The 26,273-nt window shown below is 49.8% G+C and carries 22 protein-coding genes; 19 read left to right on the forward strand and 3 right to left on the reverse strand.

The window, feature by feature from the left end:
• Positions 1 to 394 precede the first annotated feature (394 nt).
• From DXD12_RS12545 to DXD12_RS12565, 5 genes are all read left to right on the forward strand, one after another.
• Positions 395 to 2,443, forward strand: a complete 2,049-nt coding sequence (locus tag DXD12_RS12545; protein WP_118469339.1) for a DHH family phosphoesterase — start codon at positions 395 to 397, stop codon at positions 2,441 to 2,443.
• Between the two features lie 2 nt (positions 2,444 to 2,445).
• Positions 2,446 to 2,892, forward strand: coding sequence for a 50S ribosomal protein L9 (rplI, locus tag DXD12_RS12550; protein ID WP_022358874.1), 447 nt, complete (start codon positions 2,446 to 2,448; stop codon positions 2,890 to 2,892).
• Between the two features lie 16 nt (positions 2,893 to 2,908).
• The gene (dnaB, locus tag DXD12_RS12555; protein WP_022358873.1) at positions 2,909 to 4,240 is read left to right on the forward strand and encodes a replicative DNA helicase; all 1,332 of its coding nucleotides are present in this window, start codon (positions 2,909 to 2,911) and stop codon (positions 4,238 to 4,240) included.
• Between the two features lie 38 nt (positions 4,241 to 4,278).
• A complete protein-coding gene (locus DXD12_RS12560; protein ID WP_118629546.1) occupies positions 4,279 to 4,770 on the forward strand; it encodes a GNAT family N-acetyltransferase in 492 nt (163 codons plus the stop codon).
• 207 nt (positions 4,771 to 4,977) lie between these two features.
• Positions 4,978 to 5,700 (forward strand): helix-turn-helix domain-containing protein, encoded by a 723-nt coding sequence (locus tag DXD12_RS12565; protein ID WP_118638464.1) that lies wholly within the window; start codon positions 4,978 to 4,980, stop codon positions 5,698 to 5,700.
• Between the two features lie 84 nt (positions 5,701 to 5,784).
• Here the strand turns inward: DXD12_RS12565 and DXD12_RS12570 are convergent, their stop codons facing one another.
• Together DXD12_RS12570 and DXD12_RS12575 are read right to left on the reverse strand one after the other, a co-directional pair.
• A complete protein-coding gene (locus tag DXD12_RS12570) occupies positions 5,785 to 5,955 on the reverse strand; it encodes a 4Fe-4S binding protein (RefSeq protein WP_107001811.1) in 171 nt (56 codons plus the stop codon).
• Positions 5,956 to 6,094: 139 nt separating this feature from the next.
• Positions 6,095 to 6,844, reverse strand: a complete 750-nt coding sequence (locus tag DXD12_RS12575; protein WP_118638465.1) for an adaptor protein MecA — start codon at positions 6,842 to 6,844, stop codon at positions 6,095 to 6,097.
• A gap of 323 nt (positions 6,845 to 7,167) precedes the next feature.
• Here DXD12_RS12575 and DXD12_RS12580 point away from each other — a divergent pair, with 323 nt between their 5' ends.
• The 4 genes from DXD12_RS12580 (at position 7,168) to DXD12_RS12595 (ending at position 11,574) form a co-directional block, all read left to right on the forward strand.
• Entirely contained in the window at positions 7,168 to 8,589 is a 1,422-nt protein-coding gene (locus DXD12_RS12580) for a serine/threonine-protein kinase (protein WP_118638466.1), read from the forward strand.
• 72 nt (positions 8,590 to 8,661) lie between these two features.
• The gene (locus DXD12_RS12585; RefSeq protein WP_147354025.1) at positions 8,662 to 9,279 is read left to right on the forward strand and encodes a hypothetical protein; all 618 of its coding nucleotides are present in this window, start codon (positions 8,662 to 8,664) and stop codon (positions 9,277 to 9,279) included.
• A gap of 93 nt (positions 9,280 to 9,372) precedes the next feature.
• Positions 9,373 to 9,627 carry a hypothetical protein gene (locus DXD12_RS12590; RefSeq protein WP_022358865.1) on the forward strand — a complete coding sequence of 85 codons (255 nt, stop codon included), beginning with the start codon at positions 9,373 to 9,375 and terminating at the stop codon, positions 9,625 to 9,627.
• Positions 9,628 to 9,888: 261 nt separating this feature from the next.
• Positions 9,889 to 11,574 carry a glycosyl hydrolase family 18 protein gene (locus DXD12_RS12595; RefSeq protein ID WP_107001815.1) on the forward strand — a complete coding sequence of 562 codons (1,686 nt, stop codon included), beginning with the start codon at positions 9,889 to 9,891 and terminating at the stop codon, positions 11,572 to 11,574.
• A 321-nt stretch (positions 11,575 to 11,895) separates the two neighbouring features.
• Here the strand turns inward: DXD12_RS12595 and DXD12_RS12600 are convergent, their stop codons facing one another.
• Positions 11,896 to 12,780 carry a gamma-glutamyl-gamma-aminobutyrate hydrolase family protein gene (locus DXD12_RS12600; RefSeq protein WP_182457086.1) on the reverse strand — a complete coding sequence of 295 codons (885 nt, stop codon included), beginning with the start codon at positions 12,778 to 12,780 and terminating at the stop codon, positions 11,896 to 11,898.
• A 411-nt stretch (positions 12,781 to 13,191) separates the two neighbouring features.
• Between DXD12_RS12600 and DXD12_RS12605 the strand changes: the two genes are divergently transcribed.
• From DXD12_RS12605 to DXD12_RS12650, 10 genes are all read left to right on the forward strand, one after another.
• On the forward strand, positions 13,192 to 15,153 hold the full coding sequence (locus tag DXD12_RS12605; protein WP_118522515.1) for an aconitate hydratase: 1,962 nt from the start codon (positions 13,192 to 13,194) through the stop codon (positions 15,151 to 15,153).
• A gap of 325 nt (positions 15,154 to 15,478) precedes the next feature.
• A complete protein-coding gene (locus DXD12_RS12610) occupies positions 15,479 to 16,360 on the forward strand; it encodes a LysR family transcriptional regulator (RefSeq protein WP_118638469.1) in 882 nt (293 codons plus the stop codon).
• Positions 16,361 to 16,446: 86 nt separating this feature from the next.
• The gene (locus DXD12_RS12615; RefSeq protein WP_118638470.1) at positions 16,447 to 17,328 is read left to right on the forward strand and encodes a LysR family transcriptional regulator; all 882 of its coding nucleotides are present in this window, start codon (positions 16,447 to 16,449) and stop codon (positions 17,326 to 17,328) included.
• A 263-nt stretch (positions 17,329 to 17,591) separates the two neighbouring features.
• The gene (locus DXD12_RS12620; RefSeq protein WP_118638471.1) at positions 17,592 to 18,638 is read left to right on the forward strand and encodes a beta-propeller fold lactonase family protein; all 1,047 of its coding nucleotides are present in this window, start codon (positions 17,592 to 17,594) and stop codon (positions 18,636 to 18,638) included.
• A gap of 9 nt (positions 18,639 to 18,647) precedes the next feature.
• Positions 18,648 to 19,901 (forward strand): SLC13 family permease, encoded by a 1,254-nt coding sequence (locus DXD12_RS12625; RefSeq protein WP_118638472.1) that lies wholly within the window; start codon positions 18,648 to 18,650, stop codon positions 19,899 to 19,901.
• A gap of 84 nt (positions 19,902 to 19,985) precedes the next feature.
• Positions 19,986 to 20,663, forward strand: coding sequence for an RraA family protein (locus tag DXD12_RS12630; protein WP_118638473.1), 678 nt, complete (start codon positions 19,986 to 19,988; stop codon positions 20,661 to 20,663).
• Positions 20,664 to 20,996: 333 nt separating this feature from the next.
• Positions 20,997 to 22,166 carry an alanine dehydrogenase gene (locus tag DXD12_RS12635; protein ID WP_107001824.1) on the forward strand — a complete coding sequence of 390 codons (1,170 nt, stop codon included), beginning with the start codon at positions 20,997 to 20,999 and terminating at the stop codon, positions 22,164 to 22,166.
• A 152-nt stretch (positions 22,167 to 22,318) separates the two neighbouring features.
• A complete protein-coding gene (locus DXD12_RS12640; RefSeq protein ID WP_022358860.1) occupies positions 22,319 to 23,686 on the forward strand; it encodes a sodium/glutamate symporter in 1,368 nt (455 codons plus the stop codon).
• Positions 23,687 to 23,835: 149 nt separating this feature from the next.
• A complete protein-coding gene (locus tag DXD12_RS12645) occupies positions 23,836 to 25,290 on the forward strand; it encodes a sigma 54-interacting transcriptional regulator (protein ID WP_118293786.1) in 1,455 nt (484 codons plus the stop codon).
• Positions 25,291 to 25,400: 110 nt separating this feature from the next.
• Positions 25,401 to 26,273, forward strand: coding sequence for a YitT family protein (locus DXD12_RS12650; protein ID WP_107001826.1), 873 nt, complete (start codon positions 25,401 to 25,403; stop codon positions 26,271 to 26,273).

The raw sequence follows: 26,273 nt of genomic DNA on the forward strand, positions 1-26,273 counted from the left end.
AATTATTTGTAGTTATGTTATCTATATATAAAGGATCTCACCGATAGACGGTTGGACCCTTAAATGATAAGTTAAAAATAACCGCTCAAGTTTGCAGGACCGGGGCGGTTATTTTTGTGTCTTATTACTAGCTCGACCAACTTTATAGTCGAGACTAAAGCATATAAAGCATTTCGTAAAAGATATACGAGCGCAGGTTACTGGGCACGTATGCGTGCACAATAACTAGCACGGCGGCTCTGGTTTGTCAATGGGGGATTGTCTGGACGAATCCCCCTCACTATGCTATAATAAGGGGCATCAAGTCATTTTGGTTGCTTTATCGTTACTGCTCATGGCAGGTATTTTGAAAACCGGCACATGGACAGCAACATTGTATGCACGGGAGAATGAGATGAAAGAAAATATGAAAATACGAGGTCAGCTGCGGACGTATCTGCAGTGGCCGATCATACTGTCGGTATTCCTGTTGGCGGCGAACCTGGCAGTTGGGATTGTGAGCCCGGCTGCCGGTCTTGTGATGTCCGGATTTACGGTTATATATGTGCTGGTGGCACTCTGGCTGTTCATATACCGGAGAAAACGTCTGATGGGCGGACTGGTGGAGTTTTCGGCGGAGTATGCGTGGGTGCAGAAACAGCTCCTCTATGAGATGGCGGTGCCGTATGCCATCGCGGACACAGAGGGACATTTCCTCTGGTTGAACCACTCCTTTTCGGAGATCGTCGGGGAAGATAAAAACTGCCGTAAGAATATCGCGGCGGTCTTTCCGGAACTGACGCGGGAATTTTTGGATGAGATGGACGAAAAAACGAGCGTTCATTCTTCGTTTGACGGCAGATTTTACCGGATCGATATCCAGCAGGTGGCGCTGAGCGAGACGGAAGGTATGAAGCTTGGCGCGGTGGACGAGGACAGCGGTGAGATGCTTTTAGTGCTGTATCTCTGCGATGAGACGGAGATTCTGCGCTGCAAGCAGCAGATCAACAACCAGCGTCTGGTGGCGGGACTTATTTATCTCGACAACTACGACGAGGCGCTGGAGAGTGTCGAGGAGGTACGCCGTTCCCTGCTGGTTGCCCTGATTGACCGGAAAATTACGAAGTATTTTATGGCGATGGAAGGTATCGTCAAGAAGCTGGAAAATGACAAGTATCTGTTTGTGATCAAGCAGCAGTACACGAAAGAGATTCAGGAGAGCCGCTTTTCGATCCTGGAGGATGTCAAGACGGTTAATATCGGAAATGATATGGCTGTCACGCTGAGTATCGGTATGGGTATGAACGGCGACAGCTACATCCGCAACTATGAGTATGCGAGAACGGCGATTGATATGGCGCTGGGACGCGGCGGCGATCAGGCGGTCGTCAAGGATGGCACGAAGATCCGCTATTACGGCGGCAAATCGCAGCAGCTGGAAAAAACGACCCGTGTCAAGGCGCGTGTCAAAGCGCATGCGATGCGCGAGCTGATGGATACGAAGGATAAGATGCTGATCATGGGACACAAGATCGGCGATACGGATTCCTTTGGTGCGGCGATTGGTATCTGGCGGATTGCGACCTCTTTTAATAAAAAGGCGCGGATCGTCATCAATGGGGTCAATTCTTCCGTGAAACCGATGATGGCGCGGTTTGAAAACAGCTCTGATTACCCGGAGGATCTGTTCTTAACCGGCGAGGAAGCGGCAGAGTGGGCGGATTCCAACACGATGTTAGTTGTGGTTGATGTCAACCGCCCGAGTATCACGGAGGCACCGGAACTGCTCAAGCAGATCAAAACGATCGTGGTGCTCGACCATCACCGCCAGAGCAGCGAGATCATCGACAATGCGGTGTTATCTTATGTCGAGCCGTATGCGTCTTCGGCGTGTGAGATGGTAGCCGAGGTATTGCAGTATATCGGCGACGACGGCATCAAGATCAAGCCGGCGGAGGCGGATGCGATGTACGCCGGTATCGTGATTGACACAAACAATTTCATGAACCAGGCAGGTGTCCGCACCTTTGAGGCGGCGGCGTTCCTGCGTAGAAACGGCGCGGATGTCGTGCGTGTGAGAAAGCTGTTCCGCGACCGGCTGGAGGACTACCGGGCGAGAGCTGAGGCGATCCAGAAAGCAGAGATTTATCACGGCGCATTTGCGATTTCCGTGTGTCCGTCCGAAGGACTTGAAAGTCCTACCGTGGTTGGCGCACAGGCGGCAAATGAGCTGCTGGATATTGTAGGCATCAAGGCGTCATTTATCCTGACGCAGATGGGCGACACGATCTATTTCAGCGCGCGTTCGATCGATGAGATCAACGTGCAGATTATCATGGAGCGCTTGGGCGGCGGCGGACACCGCACGATTGCGGGCGCACAGCTTAAGGGTGCGACGATCGATGAAGCCAGAGAGAAATTAAAAGATCTCATTACGGATATGATGGAGAAAGGAGAAATATAACGATGGAAGTTGTATTATTAGAGGATGTAAAGGCACTTGGCAAAAAAGGTCAGATTGTAAAGGTAAGCGACGGCTATGGACGCAACTTTATTCTGACAAAGAAACTGGGAATCGAGGCAACACCGAAGAACTTAAATGATCTGAAGCTGCAGAAGGCAAATGAGGCGAAGATCGCGGCAGAGCACCTGGCAGCAGCGAAGGATCTGGCAAAACATCTGGAGGATAAGTCCATCACCCTGTCCATCAAGGCAGGCGAGGGCGGAAAAGCATTCGGCTCTGTTTCTTCCAAGGAGATTGCAAAGGCGATCAAAGATCAGTTAAATCTGGATATTGACAAGAAGAAACTGGTTCTGCCGGAGCCGATTAAGACCTTTGGCACACACGAAGTTCCGATCAAGCTTCACAAAGAAGTAACCGGAAAACTGGCAGTAAAGGTTGTAGAAGCTTAATATGGAGGACTGAATCATGGATGAAGCCCTGATAAAGCGGGTTCTCCCGCACAGTGTAGAGGCGGAACAGTCAGTCATCGGATCCATGCTTATGGATCGGGAAGCAATTATCGCGGCGTCTGAGATTATCACAGGCGCCGATTTTTACCAGCACCAGTACGGCGTCATGTTTGAGTCGATGGTCGAGCTTTTCAATGAAGGAAAGCCGGTCGATCTGGTGACGCTTCAAAATCGGCTGCGCGAAAAAGATGTTCCGCCGGAGGTCAGCAGCCTGGACTTTGTCCGGGATATCATGACATCTGTGCCGACCTCGGTCAATGTCAAATCGTATGCCAATATCGTGCGGGAAAAGGCAGTCCTGCGCCGTTTGATAAAAGTGAATGAGGAGATTGAAAACCTCTGTTACGGCGGAAGGGACAAGCTGGAGGATATTCTGGCGCACACGGAGAAATCGGTGTTTGACCTGCTTCAGAGCCGCGGAGGCGGAGAGTTTGTGCCGATCCGCCAGGTGGCGTTGAATGTTCTGGAAAAGATTGAGGCGGCGTCGAAGAGCAACAGCACCGTCACGGGTATTCCGACCGGATTTATCGATCTGGATTACCGGACGTCGGGATTCCAGCCGTCCGATTTTATTTTGATTGCGGCGCGTCCTTCGATGGGTAAGACGGCGTTTGTTCTGAATGTCGTCGAGCATGTGGCGGTCAAAAAAGGGCTTCCGTGCATGGTATTCAGCCTGGAAATGTCGAAGGAACAGCTGGTCAACCGTATGCTGTCGATGGAGTCGAATGTCGATTCCCAGAAGCTGCGTACCGGTACGCTGACGGATTCCGACTGGGATGCCGTCGTGGAAGGCATCGGTACGATCGGAAGTTCCAAGCTGATCATCGATGATACGCCAGGTATCTCGATCTCGGAGCTGCGCTCGAAATGCCGCAAGGTGAAGCTGGAGTACGGTTTAAGCCTTGTCATTATCGACTATTTACAGCTGATGAGCGGCAGCGGAAAGAGCGGAGAGAACCGCCAGCAGGAGATCTCGGAGATTTCCCGTTCACTAAAGGCGCTGGCGCGAGAGCTGAATGCGCCGGTTATCTCCCTGTCGCAGCTTTCCCGTGCCTGCGAGACACGTCCGGACCACCGCCCGATGCTTTCGGATCTGCGTGAGTCTGGTGCGATTGAGCAGGATGCCGATGTGGTTATGTTTTTGTACCGTGATGATTATTACAACAAGGATACGGATACGCCGAATATCGCGGAGGTAATCATTGCCAAACAGCGTAATGGCCCGATAGGAACGGTGCAGCTGATGTGGAGACCGGAGCTGACGAAGTTTGCGAATTTGGCGAAATAGGGTCGCTGGGGGACGGGACTGGAGAAAAGGAATGGAAGATGCTTGAATTAATACAGAAATCAGATGTGGCGGATTTAGATACAGTTCGCCATTTTTATCGCGCGCTAGCGGGAACGGAGTTCTGCGCGTGGACGGATGCCTATCCGGGGGAGCCGGAGCTGCAGTCGGATGTTTCAAGAAATTCGCTGTTCTGCATCCGGGATGATGCGTCAGGAGAGATCGCGGGGATGGTTTCGATCGATGATGATCCGGAGGTGGAATCGATTCCGTGCTGGTCGGAAGAGCTGCAGCCGTCGGCAGAAATTTCCAGACTGGGTGTGGCGGAGAAGTACCAGAACCGAGGCATCGCACGCGAGCTTCTGGCAGGCGCGATGGAGGAACTTAGAAGACGCGGCTGCAAGAGTGCCCATATGCTGGTGGCGAAGGATAATGTGAAAGCGCTGCGGTCATACGCGAAGCTGGCCTTTGAGAAGGTCGGTGAGTATGTGCTGCAGGGGCATGATTACTGGTGCTTTGAGAAGAAGCTGTAGAATGGAGAGGGGAAATTTAATCCCCTCTTTTTATTTATGTCATTCATTCGCCTTCTACCGTCAGCGAGCTGGCATTTAGCTACGATATGGTAATCGTTCCGATCGATGGTGAAGGAGTTCCGGAACTTGTTTTTTATGTAAATGCTATTCATATTTAGTTTGAACCCCGCATATAGTAGTAGTAAGGTACCGGGGAGGACAAGCAGAATGAATAAGAACAAGCATTACCTGATTTCGGATGCTTCCAGACAGGTGCAGGTGGAGGCTCACGTGCTCCGGTACTGGGAGGACGAGCTGGGGCTTCCGATTCCGAGAAATGAACTGGGGCATCGGTACTATACGGAGTTTCATATCCAGCTGTTCCGTCAGATCAAGCAGTTGAAGGAACAGGGGTACCAGTTGAAAGCCATACGGGGAATCATCGGAAAAGTGGAAGAAAATCAGAAAACAGAACCGGAAGCGCTTTTGGAAGCGCAGGCACAGGCGGTTTTCCGGGAAACGGGAACAGGAGAGCGTAACATGAGCAGGCAGGAAAATATGGAAATGAAAAAAAATACAGAGGTAGAAAACAAGGAAACAGAACTGCCGCAGGCAGAGGTTTCCCAGCCTCTGGCGGGGGAGAAGATGCGCCAGTTTCAGGAGATCATGAACCAGGTCATCGGGCGTGCGATCGAGGAAAACAGCGAAAAACTGAGCCAGGACGTCAGCTATCTGGTGCATGATAAATTGATGAAGGAGCTGGAATACCTGATGCGGGTCTCTGATGAGCGGGAGGAAGAGCGCTTCAAGCGCCTCGACGAGGTCATCCGCGCGTATCAGCGGGAAAACCAGGGGCGAGCGGAAGCAGCGGCGGCTGCGCCAGGGCGGTTTCCATTTTTCCGGTCCCGTGTAAAGAAAAAGAAATTTGGACGGAATGGGAACAAGATGTGATAAGTTCTGCAAAAGGGCATAAAAAAAACCTGTCGGAAACGACAGGCTTTTTTATGTAGATATTTCGTTTTTGTTTGTGTTTAATTAGCCCTGCTCAATAGCGCCGGTCGGACATACGCCTGCACATGTACCGCAGTCGATGCAGCTGTTAGCGTCGATATCGTATTTGCCATCTCCCTGAGAGATTGCTCCAACTGGACATTCGCCAGCACAGGAACCACAACTTACACAAGAATCAGTAATTACAAATGCCATGATAAAATCCTCCTTTTATATTTATGCGTTTGGCTATATTCTATACTAAAAATGCGAAATATTCAAGGAGAAATTGATGGTTTTCATGTTCTAAAATAAAAGCAATGGAAAAAACCGATTTTTCTGGAAGTCAGTATTCCTACAGGGTCGAGAGCGTTGAGAGCGCGTGCTCCCGGACGATCGTCTCATAATGCTCCTCATAGTATGCCTCAAATGCATTCGGGGCAGCGGCAGTCTTTAATGGTTCGCTGTACTCGGACAGGAGATTGCACAGGCGGTTGAATGCGTCGGTGCTGTCGGCTGTCTGGCGGACAACAAGGTAGTAACGACCGTCGGACGGGTGTTTATAAAGCGTGTTCGGTGTTTCGCAGACTGGAGCTGCGATGCGCGCTGCCCGGCAGACCTCGTCGAGGGAGCCGAAAGTAAAAATACGCGCTGCCGGCAGTTTGGAACCTGGCTCTGCCTTTTCAGTGGAAGGCGCGTCCGAACCGGTCAGCGGGCTTGCGGCGGTATTTTTGCCATTGTCAGTAAACAGGCTTAAAAGCCCGTCCGCGCCCTCTAAAAGCTCGTTGGCAAGCGCTGTCAGAGGCTCCTCCTCGTTTCCCGGGGAAAAGCGTGAAAAGCGGGTGTCCAGCTCTTCCGGGTCCTCGATCTTGGTAATGATCAGCATGATGCTCTCACTGGAGAGCGGAATTGCTTCCACCATCAGAGGAATATCGTCCGCCTCGAAGCCGACTTCATTCGATGCCTTCTGGATCATTTCATGGAACAGTTTTTTCGCCTTTTCCGTGCCATAGGCGAGTTCGCCCAGATTTAAGTTGCGGGCGCTCAGATCGCTGCTGGTCAGGGTGCAGCGGATCTGGTTTTCGTTGATGCGTTCTATTTTCATGGATTTTCACTTCCTTGTCTTTTGGGTGGTTAAGATACCAAATGCTTCGTGCTTCGCACTTCCGCAATTTTGCAAGACATTCGTAAGCCGCTCATTTTTCTGCGGAAAAAGGCTGCTTACGAATGTTTTGGACTTTGGAACCTTGGTATTCATCATACTATATAATATAATCACTTGGCAATTTGAATATGAAAAAAAAGCATAAAATCTTTCTAAAAACGGTTGCGGGAACTGAGGGGATCGTATACAATGAATCTTGAGAGGTGGTATAGACCGAAAGGAGGCGCGGTACGGAAACAGCCGTTCTATTTGGAAAATACCAGCTGGAACGTGTGATCGGACGCGGTCGGAGCGGAACTGTTTTTTTAGCCAGGCATCTGGGGCTTGATGAAGAGAGAGCGATTAAGCGTGTCAGGCGGACAGAGAGCGGTTTCATTCAGGAAGCAGCGCTTTTGAAGCGGCTGCGCCATCCGGGAATCCCGATCATCTACGATCTGGAAATTGACGAAAATTATTATTATCTCATCGAGGAATATCTGTGCGGTGAGTCGTTGTATGCCCGAATTGAGAGAACGGGCAGTCTGCAAACGGGAGAGCTTATCCGTCTGGGAATTGAGCTTTGCCGGATCATGAATTATCTGCATTCATTCAAACCAAATCCAATCTTATATTTAGATCTCCACCCCGGGAATCTTCTAATCTGCCGGGAACAATTAAAATTGATTGATTTTGATCAGGCGGCACTGGCGTCTTTGAGCCAGGAACGATCTGTTTGCTATGGAACAAAAGGCTTTGCAGCCCCCGAACAGTACGAGGGAGGGACTCTGGATGAGAGGACCGACATCTATGCCATTGGCGCCCTCCTGTACTATATGGGGACAGGGCATGCCCCAGAGGGGGAGATAAAAGCAGGACAGGGAAGCTGTTGGGGAGATCTGTACATTCTTATGGGGCGATGTCTCAGAACAGAGAAAAAAGAGCGCTGCCAGAGTGTCCGGGAAGTGTTAGAGGCATTGGAAAAACTGGAGGCGCGCATATTTGCAGAACGTCATATACCACTTCTCAGGATTGCCGTAGCAGGCAGCCGGAGCGGAATCGGGGTTACACATACCGCACTTGGCGCGGTCCGATATCTGCGGCAGAAAGGAGTTTCCTGCCTTTACAGGGAGCAGAATGACACGGGGGCAGTCCGCAGGCTGGCATCCTGGTATGGGATGGTGCCGGATGAACATGGAATTTATTACATGGACGGTCTGGCGTTGGAACCCAGATACAGCGATGTGGTGCAGCTGGAACAGCCGGTGTTTGAAGTGATTTTAGATGACTGCGGAACCAGGCTCCAGACGGTTCTGGATGGGGAGTATGATTTGATTCTTTTCGTCTGTGGATTGCAGCCGTGGGAGAAAGAAGATTCTCTGCGGGCGATCCGGTTTCTGGGAGCAGAAGAGGGACTCCAGATTTTATTAAATCACAGAAAATGCGAGCGGGATTATCTTCCGGAGGAGGTCCGGCATCTTAGGTATCTGCGGCTTCCGTTTTTAACCCCGCCGTTCGATGCAGGCGGAAGGCGGGGGCAGGAAAATGAGGCAGCGGAGGAGACAGAATTTTTTGAAAGGATTTTCCGGGAGGAAGCTCTCAAAAAAGGACGGGGGACCAGACAGGCAGCAAAAGAAGGGGGACTCTGGCGGAACATCCGGCGAAGGTGGGAGCGCTTTATGGGTGGATTCCCGTGGCAGTGGAAATAGGAGGAAATACAGATTAGAATCGGAAAACGGGGCGAAGGCTCAAAAGTGGGGCGAAAATTCAGGCAAAAACCAGTGCCAGACACAAAGCAGACCGGGACAGAACGCCTGGAATGTATCGGGATAGCCGGGAGCGGACCATCGGTTGGGGTGACACACTTTTCGCTTATGACGGCAGCATATCTGTCCGGGGTTCTGTGCCGGCGAACGGCGGTTCTGGAACAAAATGAGAGCGGCTCATTTGCACAGCTTGAAAAGATATTCCGGACGGGAAAAAGAAGGGAAAAACCGGTTATAGACGGGGCAGGACAGCCGTTTGAAATTAGGGGAATTTTTTTCTATCAAAAGGCTGAACGTGCAGAATGGTACGATTGTTCGGAAAGGGGGATGGAGGCGATGGTGATCGACTTCGGAGCCTTGACACAGAAGAATCAGGATGCCTTTTTTCGATGCAGCCGCTGTTTTCTGGTCGGTTCGGTCAGCGGATGGCAGCTGGCAGATTTTGCGGCATTGGCAGCAGAAAAGCAAAAATGGAAAAAATGGTGTGAGTATTTCGTCTCATTTGGAGAAGAGGAAGCTGTAAAAATGGCAGAGCAATATCTGGATATCCGGATCCGGCAAATCCCACTGCAGAAGAACGCGTTGATGGTTACGGGAGAGTCCATGACTTTTTTTGGAAAATTCCTACGATAAGCGAGGCAGACCAGGGGTTATAAATTACCGATTATCTCCGAAAGGTCAGAAAAGGCAGAATGGTCTGTTTTCGCGGAATGGAGAAGGTGTGGAATGGTAGTAAGAAAAAGTAAAAAAGAAGAAGCGGAGAGGAGGCGTAGGGAACAGCAGAGAATATTTGTCGAGGGATTACAGCGATATAAGAGTAAAGGAATCCAGATTTTAATTGATGGGAGGGAGTGCAGACCAGAAGAGTACAGGAAGCTGTGTGAGTTCCGGGAGGACGGCTCGTTTTATATGGCTGATTACGTCGGAGCGGAGACAGGAGTGCTGACAGAGATACATTTTGACCGGGTTTACAACCGGTGATAAGAGAGGTGCCGTTTTGTCCGTATCTGGACAGTCCGCCGGATTTTTCTTTCGGAGAAAATGGTGAGAACTGTTTAGATGGTGCTATTACAGTTACTGGGTACGTATGCGTAAACAGTAACCTATTACAGGGAAAATGAAAGAGGAGTTAAGAAAAAAGTCAACATTCCATGGAGCTGGTGTGATATAATAAGGGCACTTAGCGAGGTATTTTTGAGCTTAGTGCTTATGGTATTACCTTAACATATACCGGAGGAAAACATGGAAAGAGGAAGATCAAGGAAAGCACGTTCGGGCTGTCTGGGACGGATTTTCGGGTTTGTGCTGTTTTTAATCGTGGCAGCCGTTGGTGTGATTGCAGCGGTCAAATATATGCCAAGCCGGGAGAGGGCGGATTTGGATGCTCTGTACGCGGCGGGCGGCAGCGACCGGGTGGCGCTGTATCTGAACTATGAACGTCAGGAGGAGAGCGGTGTCTACGTGGACGGGCAGACGTATCTGCCGGCTACGTGGGTAGATGCGAACTTAAATGAACGTTTTTACTGGGATGCCAATGAGGAAATACTGGTGTACGCCCTGCCGGAGGAGATCGTGAAAAGCGACGAGACGACCGTGGATGAGGACGGAAAAAAGATCCTTTACCGGGATGGCGATGCAGTTTATCTTTCACTGGCTCTGATTCAGAAATACACCGATGTGCGTCTGCAGGCGTATGATGGTGAGGCACAGAAGCGGGTTTTCGTGGAAAATAACTGGGATCCGGTCACGGTGGCAGATGCGGCGTGGAGCGCCAAGATCCGCTTAAGAGGCGGCTTGAAAAGCCCGATTGTGACTGAGATAAAGCGCGGCGGGACAGTGACGGTGCTGGAACAGTATGACAACTGGGCGAGAGTCATGACACCGGACGGTCATATCGGATATATGCACAAGTGGAAGATGAAAAATCTGCATGAGGAGACGTTAAAGAGTGATTTTACTGCTCCGGTCTACCAGAATATTTCACTGGATCAGAAGATTGTGATGGTCTGGCATCAGGTAACGATCGCGGCGGCAAACCAGGCGATGGATTCTCTGATTGCAAAGACGAAAGGTGTCAATGTCATCGCGCCGACGTGGTTTACGCTTAGCAGCAACAGCGGCGCGTATGAATCTCTGGCAGATAAGTCCTATGTGGATCGGGCGCATGAAAAAGGTCTGCAGGTCTGGGCGGTACTCGACAATTTCAGCCGCGAATGCAGCAAGAACGTGCAGGCGGAGGTGCTTCTTTCCAGGACGTCTGTGCGCGAAAAACTGATTGAAAATATGATGACAGAGGCGGACCGTTATGGATTTGACGGTATCAATCTGGATTTTGAGAGTTTGAAGACGGCGGCGGGTGTCCATTACATTGAGTTTATCCGCGAGCTGTCGGTTTCCTGCCGTAAGAAAGGGCTGGTGCTGTCGGTCGATAACTATGTTCCGGCGGTATATAACCGTTTCTACAACCAGAAAGAGCAGGGCAACGTCGCAGATTATGTGATTATCATGGGTTATGATGAGCACTATGCAGGCGGCGAAGCCGGTTCTGTTTCTTCGATCGGATATGTCGAAAACGGCATCAAAGATATGCTTTCCCTGGTTCCGAAGGAAAAGGTAATCAACGCAGTCCCGTTCTACACAAGGCTCTGGACGGGAAGCGGCGACAATGCGTCCTCCCGTGCGATGGGAATCTCCGAGGCGACAAAATGGGTGTCGGAGAGCGGCATGGATCTGACCTGGGATGATTCGGCTGGTCAGTATTACGGCAGGCTGGACAGCCAGAACGGCGAACAGCAGCTCTGGATGGAGGAGACAAGGTCTCTGGGACTCAAGATGGATTTAATCAAGAAATACGACCTGGCAGGCGTAGCCGGATGGCGGCTGGGGCTGGAAACCAGCGACGTCTGGGATGTGATTGGCTGGGAGTAGAGACAATTTAATTAAGATTCAATGATTCAAAGTAGGGTGGAAGTCTCATGCGGGAGCGTGGGGCTTCTGCTTTTTTATGTAATAGGAAATTCCTTGGGATCCCCTATTACACAAAAAGGCACTAACGTGCCAATGATGCGCACTCGCGCGAAGATGTAGTTTGTCGCAAGCGACCGCGCTCGGCGCGAGAATGTGCCAAGGCACATTCTTCTTTATAAAAAAGAGCGTCTTGGACAAAAAACCTCCGGGCGGAAAGATTGATTCATCCGCCTGGAGGTTATTAAAACATCAAAAATATTGTTTTGTCTGGGAGAAATGTGATTATTCTGCCTCTTTTGCCTGATCGATCAGGTTGGTGTAGAAAGCAAGAAAACTGTCATCACCTTCAGCGATCATAGCTTCCGGATGGAACTGTAAGCCCATCACGTAGTCTTTATCTTCTCTGACGATTGCTTCGATGATTCCATCTGGAGCAGTAGCAACGACTTTCAGGTTGTCACCTAACTGATCGACTGCCTGATGATGCCAGGAGTTTACAGTGTAGGTGCCTTCTCCGCCAAATGCGGCAGCAACGATGTTATCTTTGTCTACGGTAATCTCATGTTTTGCGAATACCTTACGGTCCGGATCGCGATGTTCGATATCGGACGGATTCTGAGTCGGAAGATCCTGATATAAGGTACCGCCGCTTAATACGTTTAAGAACTGCATGCCACGGCAGGTGCAGAGCATCGGGATATCCTCATCGAGAGCTGCCTTGATTAAAAGAGAATCAGAAGTATCTCTGACTTCGTTTACAGTCTCTAATTTTTCGTTTGGCTCTTCGCCGTAGTAGCTCGGATCAATATCTTCGCCGCCGGTCATAACCAGAGCATCGATTTCTGCCAGAGCATTTTTCGCGTCATCCTCGGTTTTGATCTGAGGAAGATAAATTGCTTCGCCGCCAGCTTTGGTAACGGCATCTATATATAACTGTGCATCTTCGTCGATTTCGTCTGCATTCCATGAAACGCCGACTTTGACTTTCTCTTCTTCGTCATTCGCCGCTTCTTCGGCAGTCTCTGCTTCGACTTCTGTCTCGGTTACTTCGGCTTCAGCCGCTGTTGTATCGGCTGCCGGTTCAGACTTTGTTCCACAAGCTGTTAAAGAAAAAGCCAGGGATACAGAAAGAAGCACTGCACTGGTCATCATTTTAATTTTTCTCATTCGAATTTCCTCCCTAATACAAATTGTCCTCCCAAACATGGCTGGATTCTAACATAAAACAGTCAGAAAAATACAAAAAGATACATAAAATTACATAATAAAATAAAATAATTTTTAATGACACCTAAAAGATATAATATAATTTTGTAGATATACGAAAAATGAGCGAAAATAAGGAGGCGTAAATGGAAGCGAAGAATTGAGTAGGGAGGAGTACGGGGAAAAGCCCTGATAACAGAAAGTTATACCTTCATTCCCTTTCTTAATTGGATTTTCCCCGCAGGCAGGCGTTACAATAAGGACGGAAAAAACAGACGGGCAGCCGGGTCAAGGCTGCGGGGCTGATAGAGATGGCGGAGTGCAGGAAAGACTCCGAGAGAATATGACAAACCAAATGGAGGAAATCAAAACATGGGGAAATCACTTACCAGAAAGATTATTGAGTCACATTTCGTATCGGGCGATATGACGCCGGGCAAAGAAATTTTTATCAAGGTGGATCAGACATTGACACACGATATCAATGCCGTTATGACTTATCTGGCATTCGAGGCGATCGGGCTGGACCGTGTCCGCACGGAGTGCAGCGTCAGCTACCTCGATCACAATTTATTATATGTAGATAATAAGACGCCGGACGACCACATTTATTTGCAGTCCGCAGCAAAGAAATTCGGCGTGTATGTGTCCAGACCGGGCAACGGCATCTGCCATACCGTTCATGTATCCCGTTTTGGTGTGCCAGGCAAGGTATCGATGGGCGGAGACAGTCACACACCGCATGGCGGCGCGATCGGTATGCTGTGTATCGGTGTCGGCGGCATGGATGTAGCAACGGCGATGACGGGTGTTCCGATGCGTCTGACGATGCCGAGAGTCGTCCGTGTCAACCTGACCGGTAAATTAAGACCAGGCTGCAACTCGAAGGAAGTTATCTTGGAAATGCTTCGCCGCGTGACCATCAAGGGCGGTCTGGGAAATGTATATGAGTACGTGGGACCGGCAGTTGCCGAGATGGAGATTCCGGCACGTGCGACTATCGCAAACATGGGTGCGGAAATGGGCGCGACCACTTCCATTTTCCCGGCAGATGCACAGGTAAAGAGATTTCTGGCTGCACAGGGACGTCCGGAAGCATACACAGAGCTTCTTCCGGATGAGGACGCCGAGTACGACGAGACGATCGATATCAATTTAAGCGAGTTAGAGCCGTTGATCGCATGTCCGCACCAGCCGGACAATGTTATGCCGCTGCATCAGGCGGAAAAGAAGAGAGTACAGCAGGTATTTATCGGAAGCTGTACCAATGCAAGCTATGCCGATATTGCAAAAGCAGCACTTGTATTTAAGGGACATCATGTGAATGAGGATGTAAGCTGTACCTGTGCGGTTTCTTCCAAGCAGGTGTACCGTCAGCTGATGCGCGATGGATATGTGGAGATGCTTCTGGATGCAGGTGTCCGTCTTTTGGAGATTGCCTGTGGTCCGTGCTGCGCAATCGGTCAGACTCCGGCGACCGACGGTGTGGCAGTCCGCACCTCCAACCGTAATTTCAAGGGACGTGCCGGGAATCCGACTGCTAAGATCTATCTGGTAAGCCCGGAGAGTGCTGCAGCGACAGCGATTATGGGGACCTTCGCAACGGCAGAAGATATTATGGGTGAAAATGTGAAGATCCTGGATTCAATTCACGAGCCGGATCAGTACGATATTGATGATTCGATGATTCTTCCGCCGCTGTCTCCGGAGGAAGCTGCGAAGGTGGAGATTGTCCGCGGACCGAACATCAAGTTTCTTCCGGTTCCGGAGCCGCCGCAGGAGACACTGGATGCTCCTATCAGCTTAAAAGCCCGTGATAATGTATCCACCGATGATATTACACCGGCAAGTGCTGAGTTCAGCAGTATGCGTTCCAATATTCCGTTGATGTCCCAGTATTGCTATCATCGATATGATCCGGAATTTGCAGCTCGCGCAAAAGAAATGGGACAGAGCGTTATCATCGGCGGTGAAAACTATGGACAGGGTTCCTCCCGTGAGCATGCGGCAATCAACCCGATGTATCTGGGTGTTAAGGCAGTCATTGCCAAGAGTATTGCCCGTATCCATAAGGGAAACCTGGTAAATCATGGCGTAATTCCAATGTTGTTTGAGGATGGAGCTGATTATGACCGCCTGGAGCAGACAGATGAGCTTCATATCGATAACCTGCGAGAGCAGATTGCAGCACGCCGTGTACAGATTACCGATAAGACAAAAGGATTCTCTTTCTGGGCTAAATTAGAATTGACGGATAAAGAAATCGAAGTTGTCTTAAATGGCGGACAGCTGAGAACACTGAAAAAACAGCTGGAAGCGGAGAAAGAAGCGTAGTCATTTATTAATTATGCCTCCATTATATTTTTATATACAATAACTACTTATTCACCAACTTATTTATTTTGGGAAAAGGCGCCTGTGCGGATGTGCAGGCGCTTTTTCGTGCGACTTGACGGAAGAAAGACATTTGTAGTAATCTTGTGGTAGAATAAGAGTGAAGATTGTGAAAGAAATTGAGAAAAAGACATTGTTTGGAGCGCTTTTTGGATATGCGGATTCTACAAGGATAACACAGGAAGAAACATCGTATCCAAAAGCGGCAGAAGAGAAAGAAAAATAACGACAGAATCAATTTAAGCGATAAAATGGGGGATGTTCCGTGAGAGATACAGACTGGCAAATCTTACATGCACTTTATAAAAATCCAAATATGACGAAGGTTGCCAATTCGTTTTACATGACGCAGCCGTCTTTGACCAAGCGTCTCAAGCAGATGGAGGAAGAATTTGGTGTGACGATCGTCAACCGGACGCCGAAGGGGCTTTCGTTTACACCGGAGGGACGATATCTTGCCGATCAGGCGGAGCGGTATCTGGTGTTTATGAAGGAGACGACGGAGGCGCTGGCGGCAATGCAGAAGAGCACGGAGGAGACGATTGTGATCGGTTCTTCCTATACATACAGTAAATACATGCTTTCGGAACTTTTATTCCAGTACCGGAAAGAACATCCCAGGGTGCAGTTTGAGGTCGTGACGGATCAGAGCGATGCGTTGTTTCGCAAGCTGCTTGACGGGACGGTGGATGTCGGATTTATCCGCGGCGATTATGAGGGGGCGCTGGAGCGCATCCGGGTCGGTAAAAGCGCTGCCTGTCTGGTAACAAAAGAACCAGTTAAGATGGAAGATTTGCCGGGGTTAGATCGGATCGAGTATAAGACGAATGATCGGACAAGAGAGATTCTGGAGCGCTGGTGGAATGAAAATTTCAGCACCCCGGTCGGGAATGGTATGCCAGTTGGTTATATTGATGTGGCATGGCAGATGATAGAACGAGGGTTTGGTTATACACTTTGTTTTCTTCCAGAACATTTTGCCAATGAACACAACCTGTGCCTGACTTCGCTTTTCTGGAAAGATGGGACGCCGGTGGAACGGAATACCTGGTTTTTCTATCCGAAGAGTAAGCGGCTGTCCCCGGCGCTTTCGCAGTTTGTGGAGTATGTGGCGGAAGGTGCGAAAGCTGGGAAAAATAGAAAATAAAATTCATCCTGAATTATTCATGAAGCAATCCGCACCCTCAAAGCAATATGCAATTAAAATGTTGAGATAAAGGAGAACTGGAAGAAATGCGGGAACTAGACTGGCTGATTCTTAGAAAATTATATGAAAAACGCAGCATCAGCAAGGCGGCGGAGGATTTGTACGTGACGCAGTCCGCCCTGACGAAGCGCGTCAAGACGATCGAACAGGAATGGGGCGTGGAGGTTGTGAAACGGAGCAGCCAGGGCGTGACCTTCACGGAGGATGGGCGCTACCTTGTCAAAAAAGCGGGGATCATGCTGGATTTCCTCGGTGAGATCCGTGAACATTTCTCTGAGCGCCACGGCGTCAAGGAGCTGGTGCGCGTCGGTGTCCCGAACTCCTTTGCAAGACTCCATATGCCGAAACTGCTGAAAGGTTATGTGGACGCGTACAACCGCCTTCAGTTTAAGACATTTCCAAACTCCAGCGATATGCTGATCCGCCAGATTACTGACGGAACGATCGATATCGCGATCGTCTGTGGCGATTATCCATTTCTTGGAGAGAAAATCTGCCTGTTTGAGGAAGAACTTTACATCATGGCGCCGATGGGGACGGCACTGGAGGATGTCGAGCATCTGCCGATCATCGAATCGTATTTAAATCCGATGGTAAAACTGCTGCTCAACCAGTGGTGGAAGGATCACTTTGGAGAATCCCTCCATGCCGCTCATTTCGTTCCATATTCGGATATCGCGATCGAGATGGTAGAAAATGGACTTGGCATTTGCTTTCTCTTCGGCTCCGACTGGGCGTTTGACCGCAGCCGTTTCCAGCTCATCCCGATCTACAACAAAGAACAGGAACCTGTCTCCCGCCGCGTCTGGATGATGCTTTCCGATTCCTGCTATCGGAACCAGGATATCATGGATTTTATATCCTTTACAGAAGAGTACTATCACGTCAATAAGATAGAGCGGAAATAAATATGGTAACAGGCGCAGACCCAAGAGCGCAAGCATTTTCTGGAAGAATATCCCTGGGTCTGTGCTGTCCCTCTCGCGATCTCATCCATCACCCGCACCATTCCATTCTGGAATACCCCTACATTCAAATCCTGAATTTCCATTTGTCAATTCTCCATGTTACAATTTTATCAAACCAAGAAATAAAGAATCCGCATATTCGAGGGAACGCGGATTCTTTGGGTAAAAATAAAATGCATTAAAAGGGTCAGGAGGAAACAAACATGAGTTACGCATACGTAGGATGCCGTACCACCCGCGAGAGAAATGCACGCGGCAAGGGGTTAAAGGTTTACGAAATTTCGGAGGCAACCGGCGAATGGAAAGAGATTCAGTGCTTAGAGACGCTGCCGAATCCGTCCTATCAGGCGATGGATCTGGAGGAGAAATATCTCTACTCCGTACACGGCGACAATACACAGGTCAGCAGCTATAAGATCGAGGCAGACGGAACCTTATCTGCCTTAAACACCATCGAGATCGGCGGCAAGAATCCGGTTTTCATCACACCGGACCGCACCAACCAGTACATGGTAGTGGCAGCCCTGCAGGGCGGCGCTGTCTATGTCATCCGCCGCAATGCGGACGGAAGTCTGGGAGAGATTGTCCACACTGCGCATATGGCAGGAAAGAAAGAAGGCGCTATCTCCTTTGCACACCAGTGTATTTGGGATCAGAAGAAAGAATACCTTTTTGTTGTATGCCAGGCGAGACTGCAGGGCTACGGACAGATCGTCGTATTCCGTTTTAACCCGGAGGACGGCAGCCTGACACAGACCGACTGCTACCGCGGACGCGAGTACGATGAGCCGCGCCACGTATCGATTCATCCGAACAACCGCTTTGTTTACTTAATCAATGAAAAAGGAAATTCGATGACCTACCTTTCATTTGATGACAAGAACGGTAAATTAAAGGCGCTGCAGGTACTTCCGACTCTGCCAGATACCTATACGGGCGAGGGACAGGCGAGTGCATCCTTGCTCAGCAAAAATGGCGAGATTCTCATCGGTTCCAACCGTATCCATGAGTCTATCGTGCTCTACCGTATCGACCAGAACACTGGATATATGAAGGAATTAGGCTATTACCCGACTCTGGGTCTGACACCACGTTTTATCTCCTTCAACCGCGATTACAGCTTGTTTTATGCGGCAAATGAGGACAGCGATACCATCGTAGAGATGCGTCTCTGCGAGGAAACAGGCCGCATGGAGTATACCGGACGTATCATCCACACCGAGAGCCCGGTCTGCATTACATTTCGATAGGAGGCTGCTATGAACTTAGGACTTATTTCTTTAATCTGCCTTCTGGCAGCTATCGTGATTGGCTTTGTGAAAAACTGTAACGTCGGTATTCTCTGTACAGGTATCGCTGCCGTTCTGGCGCTGGTATTCGGCATCAAGGCATCCGATATCATCAAGGGATTTAGTGCATCCCTGTGCATCCAGATGGTCGGTATTACTTATCTGTTTGCAATTATTAACGGAAACGGAACCCTAGAACTTTTAGCACGCAAGATGGTAGCGCTGGTTGGCAAACAGAAACGTCTGATTCCGTTTGTTATCTATATTTTAGGATTTATCATCAGTGCCGTAGGACCGGGCGCAATTCCGAGCCTGGCAATCATCCCGGTTATCGCAATCCCGGTTGCGGCATCCGCAGGCATCAACCCGATTATGACGGCGATCATCGGAGACCTGGGCGTTATGTCCGGACGTATGAGTCCGCTGACCCCGGAGGCAGCCGTTGTCCGTGAACTGATGGCAGCACAGGGACTGGAGGCAGATACCGTTCCGATCATGTTCTGCCTGATTCTGACGGCGCTGGCAACCATGGTACTTGTCTACATTTACTATAAAGGCTGGAAAGTGGATGTAAATGCAGTCGGAAAAGAAGCAGAGCTTCCGAAATTTACCGGAAAACAGCTCCTTTCCCTGGCAGCACTGGCTGGTCTGGCAGTCGGCGTTCTGTTCTTCTCCTGGAATGTCGGCCTGATGGGATTTTTAATGGGGTCGCTGTTAATTATCTTTGGCTGCGGTGATGAGAAGAAAGCAGTTCAGATGGTGCCGTGGAATGTGATTATCATGGTTTTAGGTGTTGGCATTTTGATGAATGTTATCTCCCTGTCCGGCGGTATCGATATCATGGTAGCGGCTCTGGAGCACGTTATGAGCAAACGGACTGCTGCGATGATCATGGGTATTACTTCTGGGTTTATGTCCTTCTTCAGTTCCGGTCTTGGAGTTGTATTCCCGACCCTGATTCCGACAGCAAGCGGACTGGCTTCAACGCTGGGAGCAGATGCCATCGAACTGGTATCGGTGATTGTAATCGGTGGAACGATCGTAGGATTTACTCCGATTTCCACAACCGGCGCGCTCATCATGGCAGGTGTTTCTCAGCAGGAGAATGCGGAAGAACGTTTCCCGCAGAACCGTATGTTTGTAGAGCTGTTTGCCGTTTCCTTCCTGGCACTGGCAGTGGTAGCGGTATTTTCTTTCCTGGGTATTTACCATCTGTTTGTATAGTGGAAAAAAAGCATCATATCGGATAGATGAAAGAGCCGGGCAGAAGCCTGTAAAGATATGGTTTGAGAATAGGAAGAGGAAAATATGACAGCAGAAGAGAGAATGATGTGGGTGGAGCGCTATAGCGCCCTCCCGACCGAAAATGTGGCAGATGCCATGGACGGACTTGGTTTAAAACGCGGCAGTGTGCTGGGACTTCATCCGATCGATCCCTCCCAGAAGCGTGCAGCCGGATTTGCCCGCACGATTTTGCAGAAGCGCCGGAGTACACCGTGGGACGGCGTGAACCTGGCAAAGCACGGAAAAGTGATCGATGACAAAACGGAACCGGGCGACCTGCTGGTGATTTCCATGGGCGGTATCATGGATGTATCGACGGGCGGTGACCTGCTGGCACTCCGGGCACAGCTTCGCGGCGTGCAGGGCGAGCTGACCGACGGCTGCCTGCGCGATACCGATGACATCGCGGCATTTGGTTTTCCGGCATATAGCGCCGGAACTGCACCGAACAAGAGCGCTTACGATATCGAGACAGTCGGCGTGGATGTGCCGGTGACACTCTGCGGCGTCCTGATTTTTCCGGGCGACATGGTCGTGATGGACCGGACCGGCGTAGTTGTGGTTCCGTCCGGAAAGATCGCGGAAGTCTACGAATCTGCCTCCCGGATCGCGAAGCGCGAGGAGCGCGTGGCGGTTCATCTGCGCGAGGGAAAGACGCTGACGGAGTCGCGAAAGCTGGCAGCGGCGGAAGTTGGGCAGTAGGACTCAAAAATCGGCATATGACTTAAAAATAAAATTTGAATGACTCATTTATGAGCACATAAAAGCTCATAAATGAGTCATTTTTTGCATTATGAAAAAAATGAGACAAGAACGAGTCATTCCTGGAAGGTTATCAAAAAAATAAATAAAAATTTTAATTCGACAAAAACCTTGTATTTACAAGGAAAACCTCGAATTTTTTGGAAAATAAAAAAGAAAAATATTAAATAAAATCGAAAAACGTAAAAGTTGGCACGGAACTTGCTGTATATATGAGTATCAAGCAAAAGTATCAAGCAAAAAGAAAAATATATTACATGGAGGGAACACATTATGAAAGTTGGCGTATTGAAAGACATCAAAGTAGGCGAGTACCGTGTCATCGCAACCCCGGCAGAGGTAAGCATGCTGGTAGGTGACGGCAATGAGGTTTACGTTCAGAAGGGCGCGGGCGAAGGTTCTGGATTCCCGGATGAGGCATATGTGAAAGAGGGCGCGAAGCTGGTTGATACAAAGGAAGAAATTTATGCAACCTGCGATTTCGTCGCAAAGGTAAAAGAGTTTGAACCGTGCGAGTACAAGCTGCTCCGTGAAAACCAGATCGTATTTACCTGCATCCATCCGGCAGCACATCCGGAGGAGGTACAGGCACTTCTCGACAGCAAGTGTATTGCATTTACCGCAGAAGATTCCCACCGTTACGGTTCACCGAACTGCGAGGCAGCTGGTAAGGCGGGCGCACTTTTTGGTCTGGAATCCCTGCTCTCCATCAACGGCGGCAAGGGCAAATTCGTCAACGGTCTCGGCGGTGCTCCGGGCGTTAAGGCGCTGGTCATTGGAGGTGGCGTGGTAGGACGCGCAGCAATCTCTGTTCTTCATGCGCTGGGCGCGTGGGTAACGGTTATGGATATTAATATCGGAACCTTGCGTGATATCGGAAAACAGTTCAATGAGGAAGTCAATACCCAGATTTCCAACCGTTATAATCTGAAAAAGATTTTACCGGAGATCGATGTCGTGTATAATTGTGTTAGATGGCCGAAGGATGCCAAAGAATACATGATCGACCGCGAGATGGTCCGCTCGATGGAGAAAGGTTCCGTTATCGTAGATATCAGCAACGATTATGGTGCAATCGAGACGTTCCATGAGACCACCCATGAAAATCCGCGCTACATCGAAGAGGGCGTCGTACATTATTGCGTAAGCAACATTCCGGGTGCAATTTCCCAGTCTACCTCGATCGCATACGCAGCATCCGTACTGCCGCACTTCAGAAGCATCATCAACAATGGCGTGGCGCAGGCATGTGCAAAGGATGGTTTCCTGCGCCGCAGCTTAACCACCTACAAGGGATACTTAACCCATGAGGAGACAAGTGCCATCCAGGGCAGACCGTGGGTTCGTCCGGAAGACATCTTAGAGATCGCAGATCAGAAACTGGATCTGGCTCCGTCGGCAACCAAGAGCCATTCGGATAACTTTATCAAATTAGAAAAGTGATTTTCAGATAAAGGATACCGGCAGAACGCTTTTCGTGAAACGTATGGGGATACGGATGAAAAGCGCTCTGCCATTTGAGGGGAGAATAGAAGCGCTTCCGGATGGGAAATAGCTGGAGGCGCATTTGATACAGAAGAATAGGAGGGGTATCTGTGAGTGTTACAGACATTTTAGTGGACTTTGCGATCGCATCGTTTTTTATCGCGGTTGGTCAGCTTTTACGTGCAAAAGTGCCGTTGGTACAGAAATTTTTCATTCCGCCAAGCATGATTGCCGGATTTATCGCGCTGGCACTCGGGGCGCAGGGACTGGGAATCCTGCCGTTTTCTGAAAATATTGGTTCTTATGCAAGTGTTCTGATTATCCTGATTTTCGCAGGTGTCGGAATTAATGGATTTTCTTTCAATAAGAAAGATTTTAAAGCGGAAATTGACCGGATTGGTTCTTATTTTTCCTATAAAGTGCTGGCACAGGCGATTCAGTTCTCACTGGCACCGTTGTTTAGTATTTTAGTAATTTCGAAATTATTCCCGAACATTAACTATGGCTTCGGTCTGCTGCTGGCAGCTGGTTTCTCCGGCGGACACGGAACGGCAGCGGCTGTTGGTACCGCGTTTGAGAGACTGGGTGATCTGGATGCAATGGATATCGCGATGACCTGTGCAACTGTTGGTATTTTATCGGGTATCTTTGGCGGTCTGTTCTTCATCAAGCTGGGAACGAAAAAGGGCTGGACCAAATATATGAAAGGCTTCAATCAGATCTCCGATGATCTGCGCTGTGGTCTGGTGCCCAAAAATGAGCGCAAGTCGATGGGCGAGGAAACTATTTCATCCAACGTCCTGGATCCGCTGGCATGGCATCTGGCAGTGATGCTGATCGCATCCGGTATCGGTGTGGGACTCAGCAAGGGAATCTATGCAGCGATCGGTCTGGATCTGCCGAATTACCTGATGGCATTTTTGACTGCGATCGTGATGTTCCTCGTTTTCCGAAAAGTCGGCGTCGGTGATTATATTGATGAAAATGTAGTGGGACGTATCTCCGGTACTGCGACGGATTATCTGGTGTTTTTCGGAATCGCTTCCATCAAACTGGCAGTTATCGTTAAATATGCAGCTCCGCTGGCACTTCTTCTGCTCTGCGGTATTGTAATCGTAGTGGCAACTCTGATGTTCTTTGGTCCGGCGATGAACCGCGGCAGCTGGTTTGAGCGCGCGATCTTCGTATTTGGCTATTCAACGGGCGTTTTTGCGATCGGCTTCATCCTTCTTCGAATCGTTGATCCGGAAAACCGCTCCAAGACGCTGAACGATACTGCATTTGCAGCGCCGTTTACAACTCCGGCAGAGATGTTTGCGTGGTCGATGGGACCGATGATGCTCTTAAATGGCAGCCATTGGAAGTTTATCGGCATCTATTTGGTAATCATGGCAGCATGCATCATCGCAAATATCGTATTTAAATGGTGGTGGCTGAAACTTCCGCTGGATCGCCCAGGTGTGGAGGAGATCGGATAAACTTGTCTTTGCCTGTTTCCTCTGATACACTTGGAACAGGTGTAAACATAACACCGTTGTCAGGCCGGATGAACGCAGATTCAAGTCGAACGTCCGTGAGACTTGGCGCGTGATTCCGGTCAGCGGTGTTTCAGACAGGGGAGAAATGCATGGAGTTTTTAAGACAGTTATTTCATGGAAAAGGATATATTGACGGAATCACGATCATCAACCTGGATGGCGAGATTCTGTTTTCAGCAAAGTTAAATAGTAAATTTTCAAACCGGAAAGAGAGAGAAGCTTACCAGGCGCTGGTGGGACAAAATTTTTTCGATGTATTTGAAAACCTGAACGCTAAGAACAGCAGCATGATCCGGGCGATGGAGGTCGGACTGCCGGTTTACGTGGAAAATCAACTGCTTCAGACCAAGGGGCAGGAGGGCATCCATATCAGCTCTCTTTCGATTCCGATCAAGAGCGGGCGCGCCGTGGTGGGCGCGATCGATCTGTCGATGGAGGAGATGACAGACGGCGAGGAAGAGCCGGAGAGTGTGGAACTGACTTCGGAACAGATCCCGGTCGGCGGCGCTGGAAAGCTGAAAAAACACAGCGGCGCATCTTTTACGATGGAAGATATCATCGCAGTGGATGAAAAAATGAAAAATGCCAGAGACTATATACCGGTGGTGGCGGCGTGCGATCTGCCGGTTATGATCTATGGGGAAACGGGAACCGGAAAAGAGGTGTTTGCACAGTCGATCCACAATGCCAGTGAACGGAGGGATAAACCGTTTATCGCGCAGAACTGTGCGGCGTTGCCGGATACCTTGCTCGAAAGTATCTTATTTGGAACGTCCAAGGGCGCGTTTACCGGGGCAATGGAAAATAAGGGACTCTTTGAGCTGGCGGACGGCGGAACACTGTTTCTCGACGAGATCAATTCGATGCCTCTGTTTTTGCAGTCAAAGCTTCTGCGGGTTCTGCAGGACGGCAGTTTCCGCAGCCTGGGCGGCAGTGAGACGAAACGCACGAATGTGAAGATCATTGCGGCGACCAATGTGGAACCGCTTGAGGCGATCGAGAAAGGACAGCTTCGGCGCGATATTTATTATCGTCTGAGCATGATGTCGATCCGGATTCCGCCGCTGCGGGAACGGAAGGCGGATATTGGACATTTTGTCAAGTTTTATGTAAACAAACACAATGGCACGTTCCACAAGCAGGTTCAGTATGTGTCAAAGGATCTGCTAAAAAAACTGGAAGAATATGACTGGCCAGGCAATGTCCGGGAGCTGGAACACGTGATCGTTTACGGCATGAGCATGGTGGATGAGACGAGCGCCCTGCTCCAGTATAAAGACATCAAGGGAAAGCTTCTGCTGGAAAAGCAGGCGGACAGGAAAAAGACGCCGGAAAGCCTGGAAGAAGTTCCAAAACTCTGCTCGTCGCTTCGTGAGGCGGTGGCTGCCTATGAGGAAAAACTGATTTGGCAGGCGTTGGAGGCGGCGCACGGAAATATATCTGAGGCAGCGCGGATTCTGGATGTGCCGAGGCAGACGCTGCAGAGAAAGGCGAGCCAGCTGCGGGGCGAAAAGGCGAAGGAAAAACAGGAAAAAGAAATCTGAGCGATGGAGGATAGATACGGAAAATTGAGGACGATGCGGGAAGCAGAACCAGCAGAATCAGCCCGGAAAAGATGGAACGCTCAGACAGAATAACAGGAGGAAATGCAGAAATGGAGAAATACATTGGAAAATATTCTGTAAAAGATTTTTTATATCTGATTCTGGGCGCATTTATCTACAGTATCGGCACGCACAGCTTTATTGAGACGGCGAATATTGCGCCGGGCGGTGCGGTCGGCGTGGCACTGATGTTAAACCATGTGACGAACCTGCCGGTCGGACGGCTGACACTGATGGTCAATGTGCCGCTTTTAATATTGGCGTGGTTTCATTTGAGCCGTGCCTTTGCGCTGCGGACGGCGTTTGCGTGCGGAATCTGTTCGGTGGTTCTTGACTACGTGATCGCCCCGGTCTTTCCAGTTTATATGGGCGACCAGCTTATGGGAAGTCTCTACGGCGGCATTCTGGTCGGCGTCGGCATGGCGTTCATCTTTCTGTCCGGTTCGACGACGGGCGGCAGCGATGTGGTCGGCTACCTGCTCCAGAAGAAATATCCGCATGTCTCGATCGGGCGCGCCCTGATGATGATCGATGGAATCATCCTCTCCACCTCGATCTTCGTCTTTGGAAATGTCGATGCGGCACTGTTCGGACTGATTTCCCTGTACGCGCAGACGAAGGTCATCGACATGATCATCTACGGAAATGATGCCGGAAGCGAGGCGTCGATCGTGACGAAATACCCGCAGAAAATCGCAGAACGTGTCATTAAGGAAATTGACCGTACGGTAACGCTGCTTCCGGGCAAGGGCGGCTACAGCGGCGAGGACACGACGGTGGTTTTATGTACCGTCCGCAAAACGGAGTTCAATCGTTTAAAACGCATTATTGCGGAGACGGATGAGAATGCGTTTGTGATTGTGAAGGAAACCTCGGGCATTTTTGGACTTGGGTTTAAGGATGTAGCGGAGGCACAGCAGTAG

Origin of the sequence: Clostridium sp. TF11-13AC (assembly GCF_003481065.1) — a bacterium.
Lineage (GTDB): Bacteria > Bacillota > Clostridia > Lachnospirales > Lachnospiraceae > Otoolea > Otoolea fessa.

Excerpts from the sequence above, each read along its gene's own strand:
- DXD12_RS12595 (WP_107001815.1), top strand. The coding sequence starts at position 9,889 with ATGGAAAGAGGAAGATCAAGGAAAGCACGTTCGGGCTGTCTGGGACGG.
- DXD12_RS12625 (WP_118638472.1), top strand. The coding sequence starts at position 18,648 with ATGAACTTAGGACTTATTTCTTTAATCTGCCTTCTGGCAGCTATCGTG.
- DXD12_RS12545 (WP_118469339.1), top strand. The coding sequence starts at position 395 with ATGAAAGAAAATATGAAAATACGAGGTCAGCTGCGGACGTATCTGCAG.
- DXD12_RS12575 (WP_118638465.1), bottom strand. The coding sequence starts at position 6,844 with ATGAAAATAGAACGCATCAACGAAAACCAGATCCGCTGCACCCTGACC.
- DXD12_RS12590 (WP_022358865.1), top strand. The coding sequence starts at position 9,373 with ATGGTAGTAAGAAAAAGTAAAAAAGAAGAAGCGGAGAGGAGGCGTAGG.
- dnaB (WP_022358873.1), top strand. The coding sequence starts at position 2,909 with ATGGATGAAGCCCTGATAAAGCGGGTTCTCCCGCACAGTGTAGAGGCG.
- DXD12_RS12620 (WP_118638471.1), top strand. The coding sequence starts at position 17,592 with ATGAGTTACGCATACGTAGGATGCCGTACCACCCGCGAGAGAAATGCA.
- DXD12_RS12650 (WP_107001826.1), top strand. The coding sequence starts at position 25,401 with ATGGAGAAATACATTGGAAAATATTCTGTAAAAGATTTTTTATATCTG.
- rplI (WP_022358874.1), top strand. The coding sequence starts at position 2,446 with ATGGAAGTTGTATTATTAGAGGATGTAAAGGCACTTGGCAAAAAAGGT.
- DXD12_RS12570 (WP_107001811.1), bottom strand. The coding sequence starts at position 5,955 with ATGGCATTTGTAATTACTGATTCTTGTGTAAGTTGTGGTTCCTGTGCT.
- DXD12_RS12615 (WP_118638470.1), top strand. The coding sequence starts at position 16,447 with ATGCGGGAACTAGACTGGCTGATTCTTAGAAAATTATATGAAAAACGC.
- DXD12_RS12560 (WP_118629546.1), top strand. The coding sequence starts at position 4,279 with ATGCTTGAATTAATACAGAAATCAGATGTGGCGGATTTAGATACAGTT.
- DXD12_RS12635 (WP_107001824.1), top strand. The coding sequence starts at position 20,997 with ATGAAAGTTGGCGTATTGAAAGACATCAAAGTAGGCGAGTACCGTGTC.
- DXD12_RS12565 (WP_118638464.1), top strand. The coding sequence starts at position 4,978 with ATGAATAAGAACAAGCATTACCTGATTTCGGATGCTTCCAGACAGGTG.
- DXD12_RS12605 (WP_118522515.1), top strand. The coding sequence starts at position 13,192 with ATGGGGAAATCACTTACCAGAAAGATTATTGAGTCACATTTCGTATCG.
- DXD12_RS12645 (WP_118293786.1), top strand. The coding sequence starts at position 23,836 with ATGGAGTTTTTAAGACAGTTATTTCATGGAAAAGGATATATTGACGGA.
- DXD12_RS12630 (WP_118638473.1), top strand. The coding sequence starts at position 19,986 with ATGACAGCAGAAGAGAGAATGATGTGGGTGGAGCGCTATAGCGCCCTC.
- DXD12_RS12600 (WP_182457086.1), bottom strand. The coding sequence starts at position 12,780 with ATGAGAAAAATTAAAATGATGACCAGTGCAGTGCTTCTTTCTGTATCC.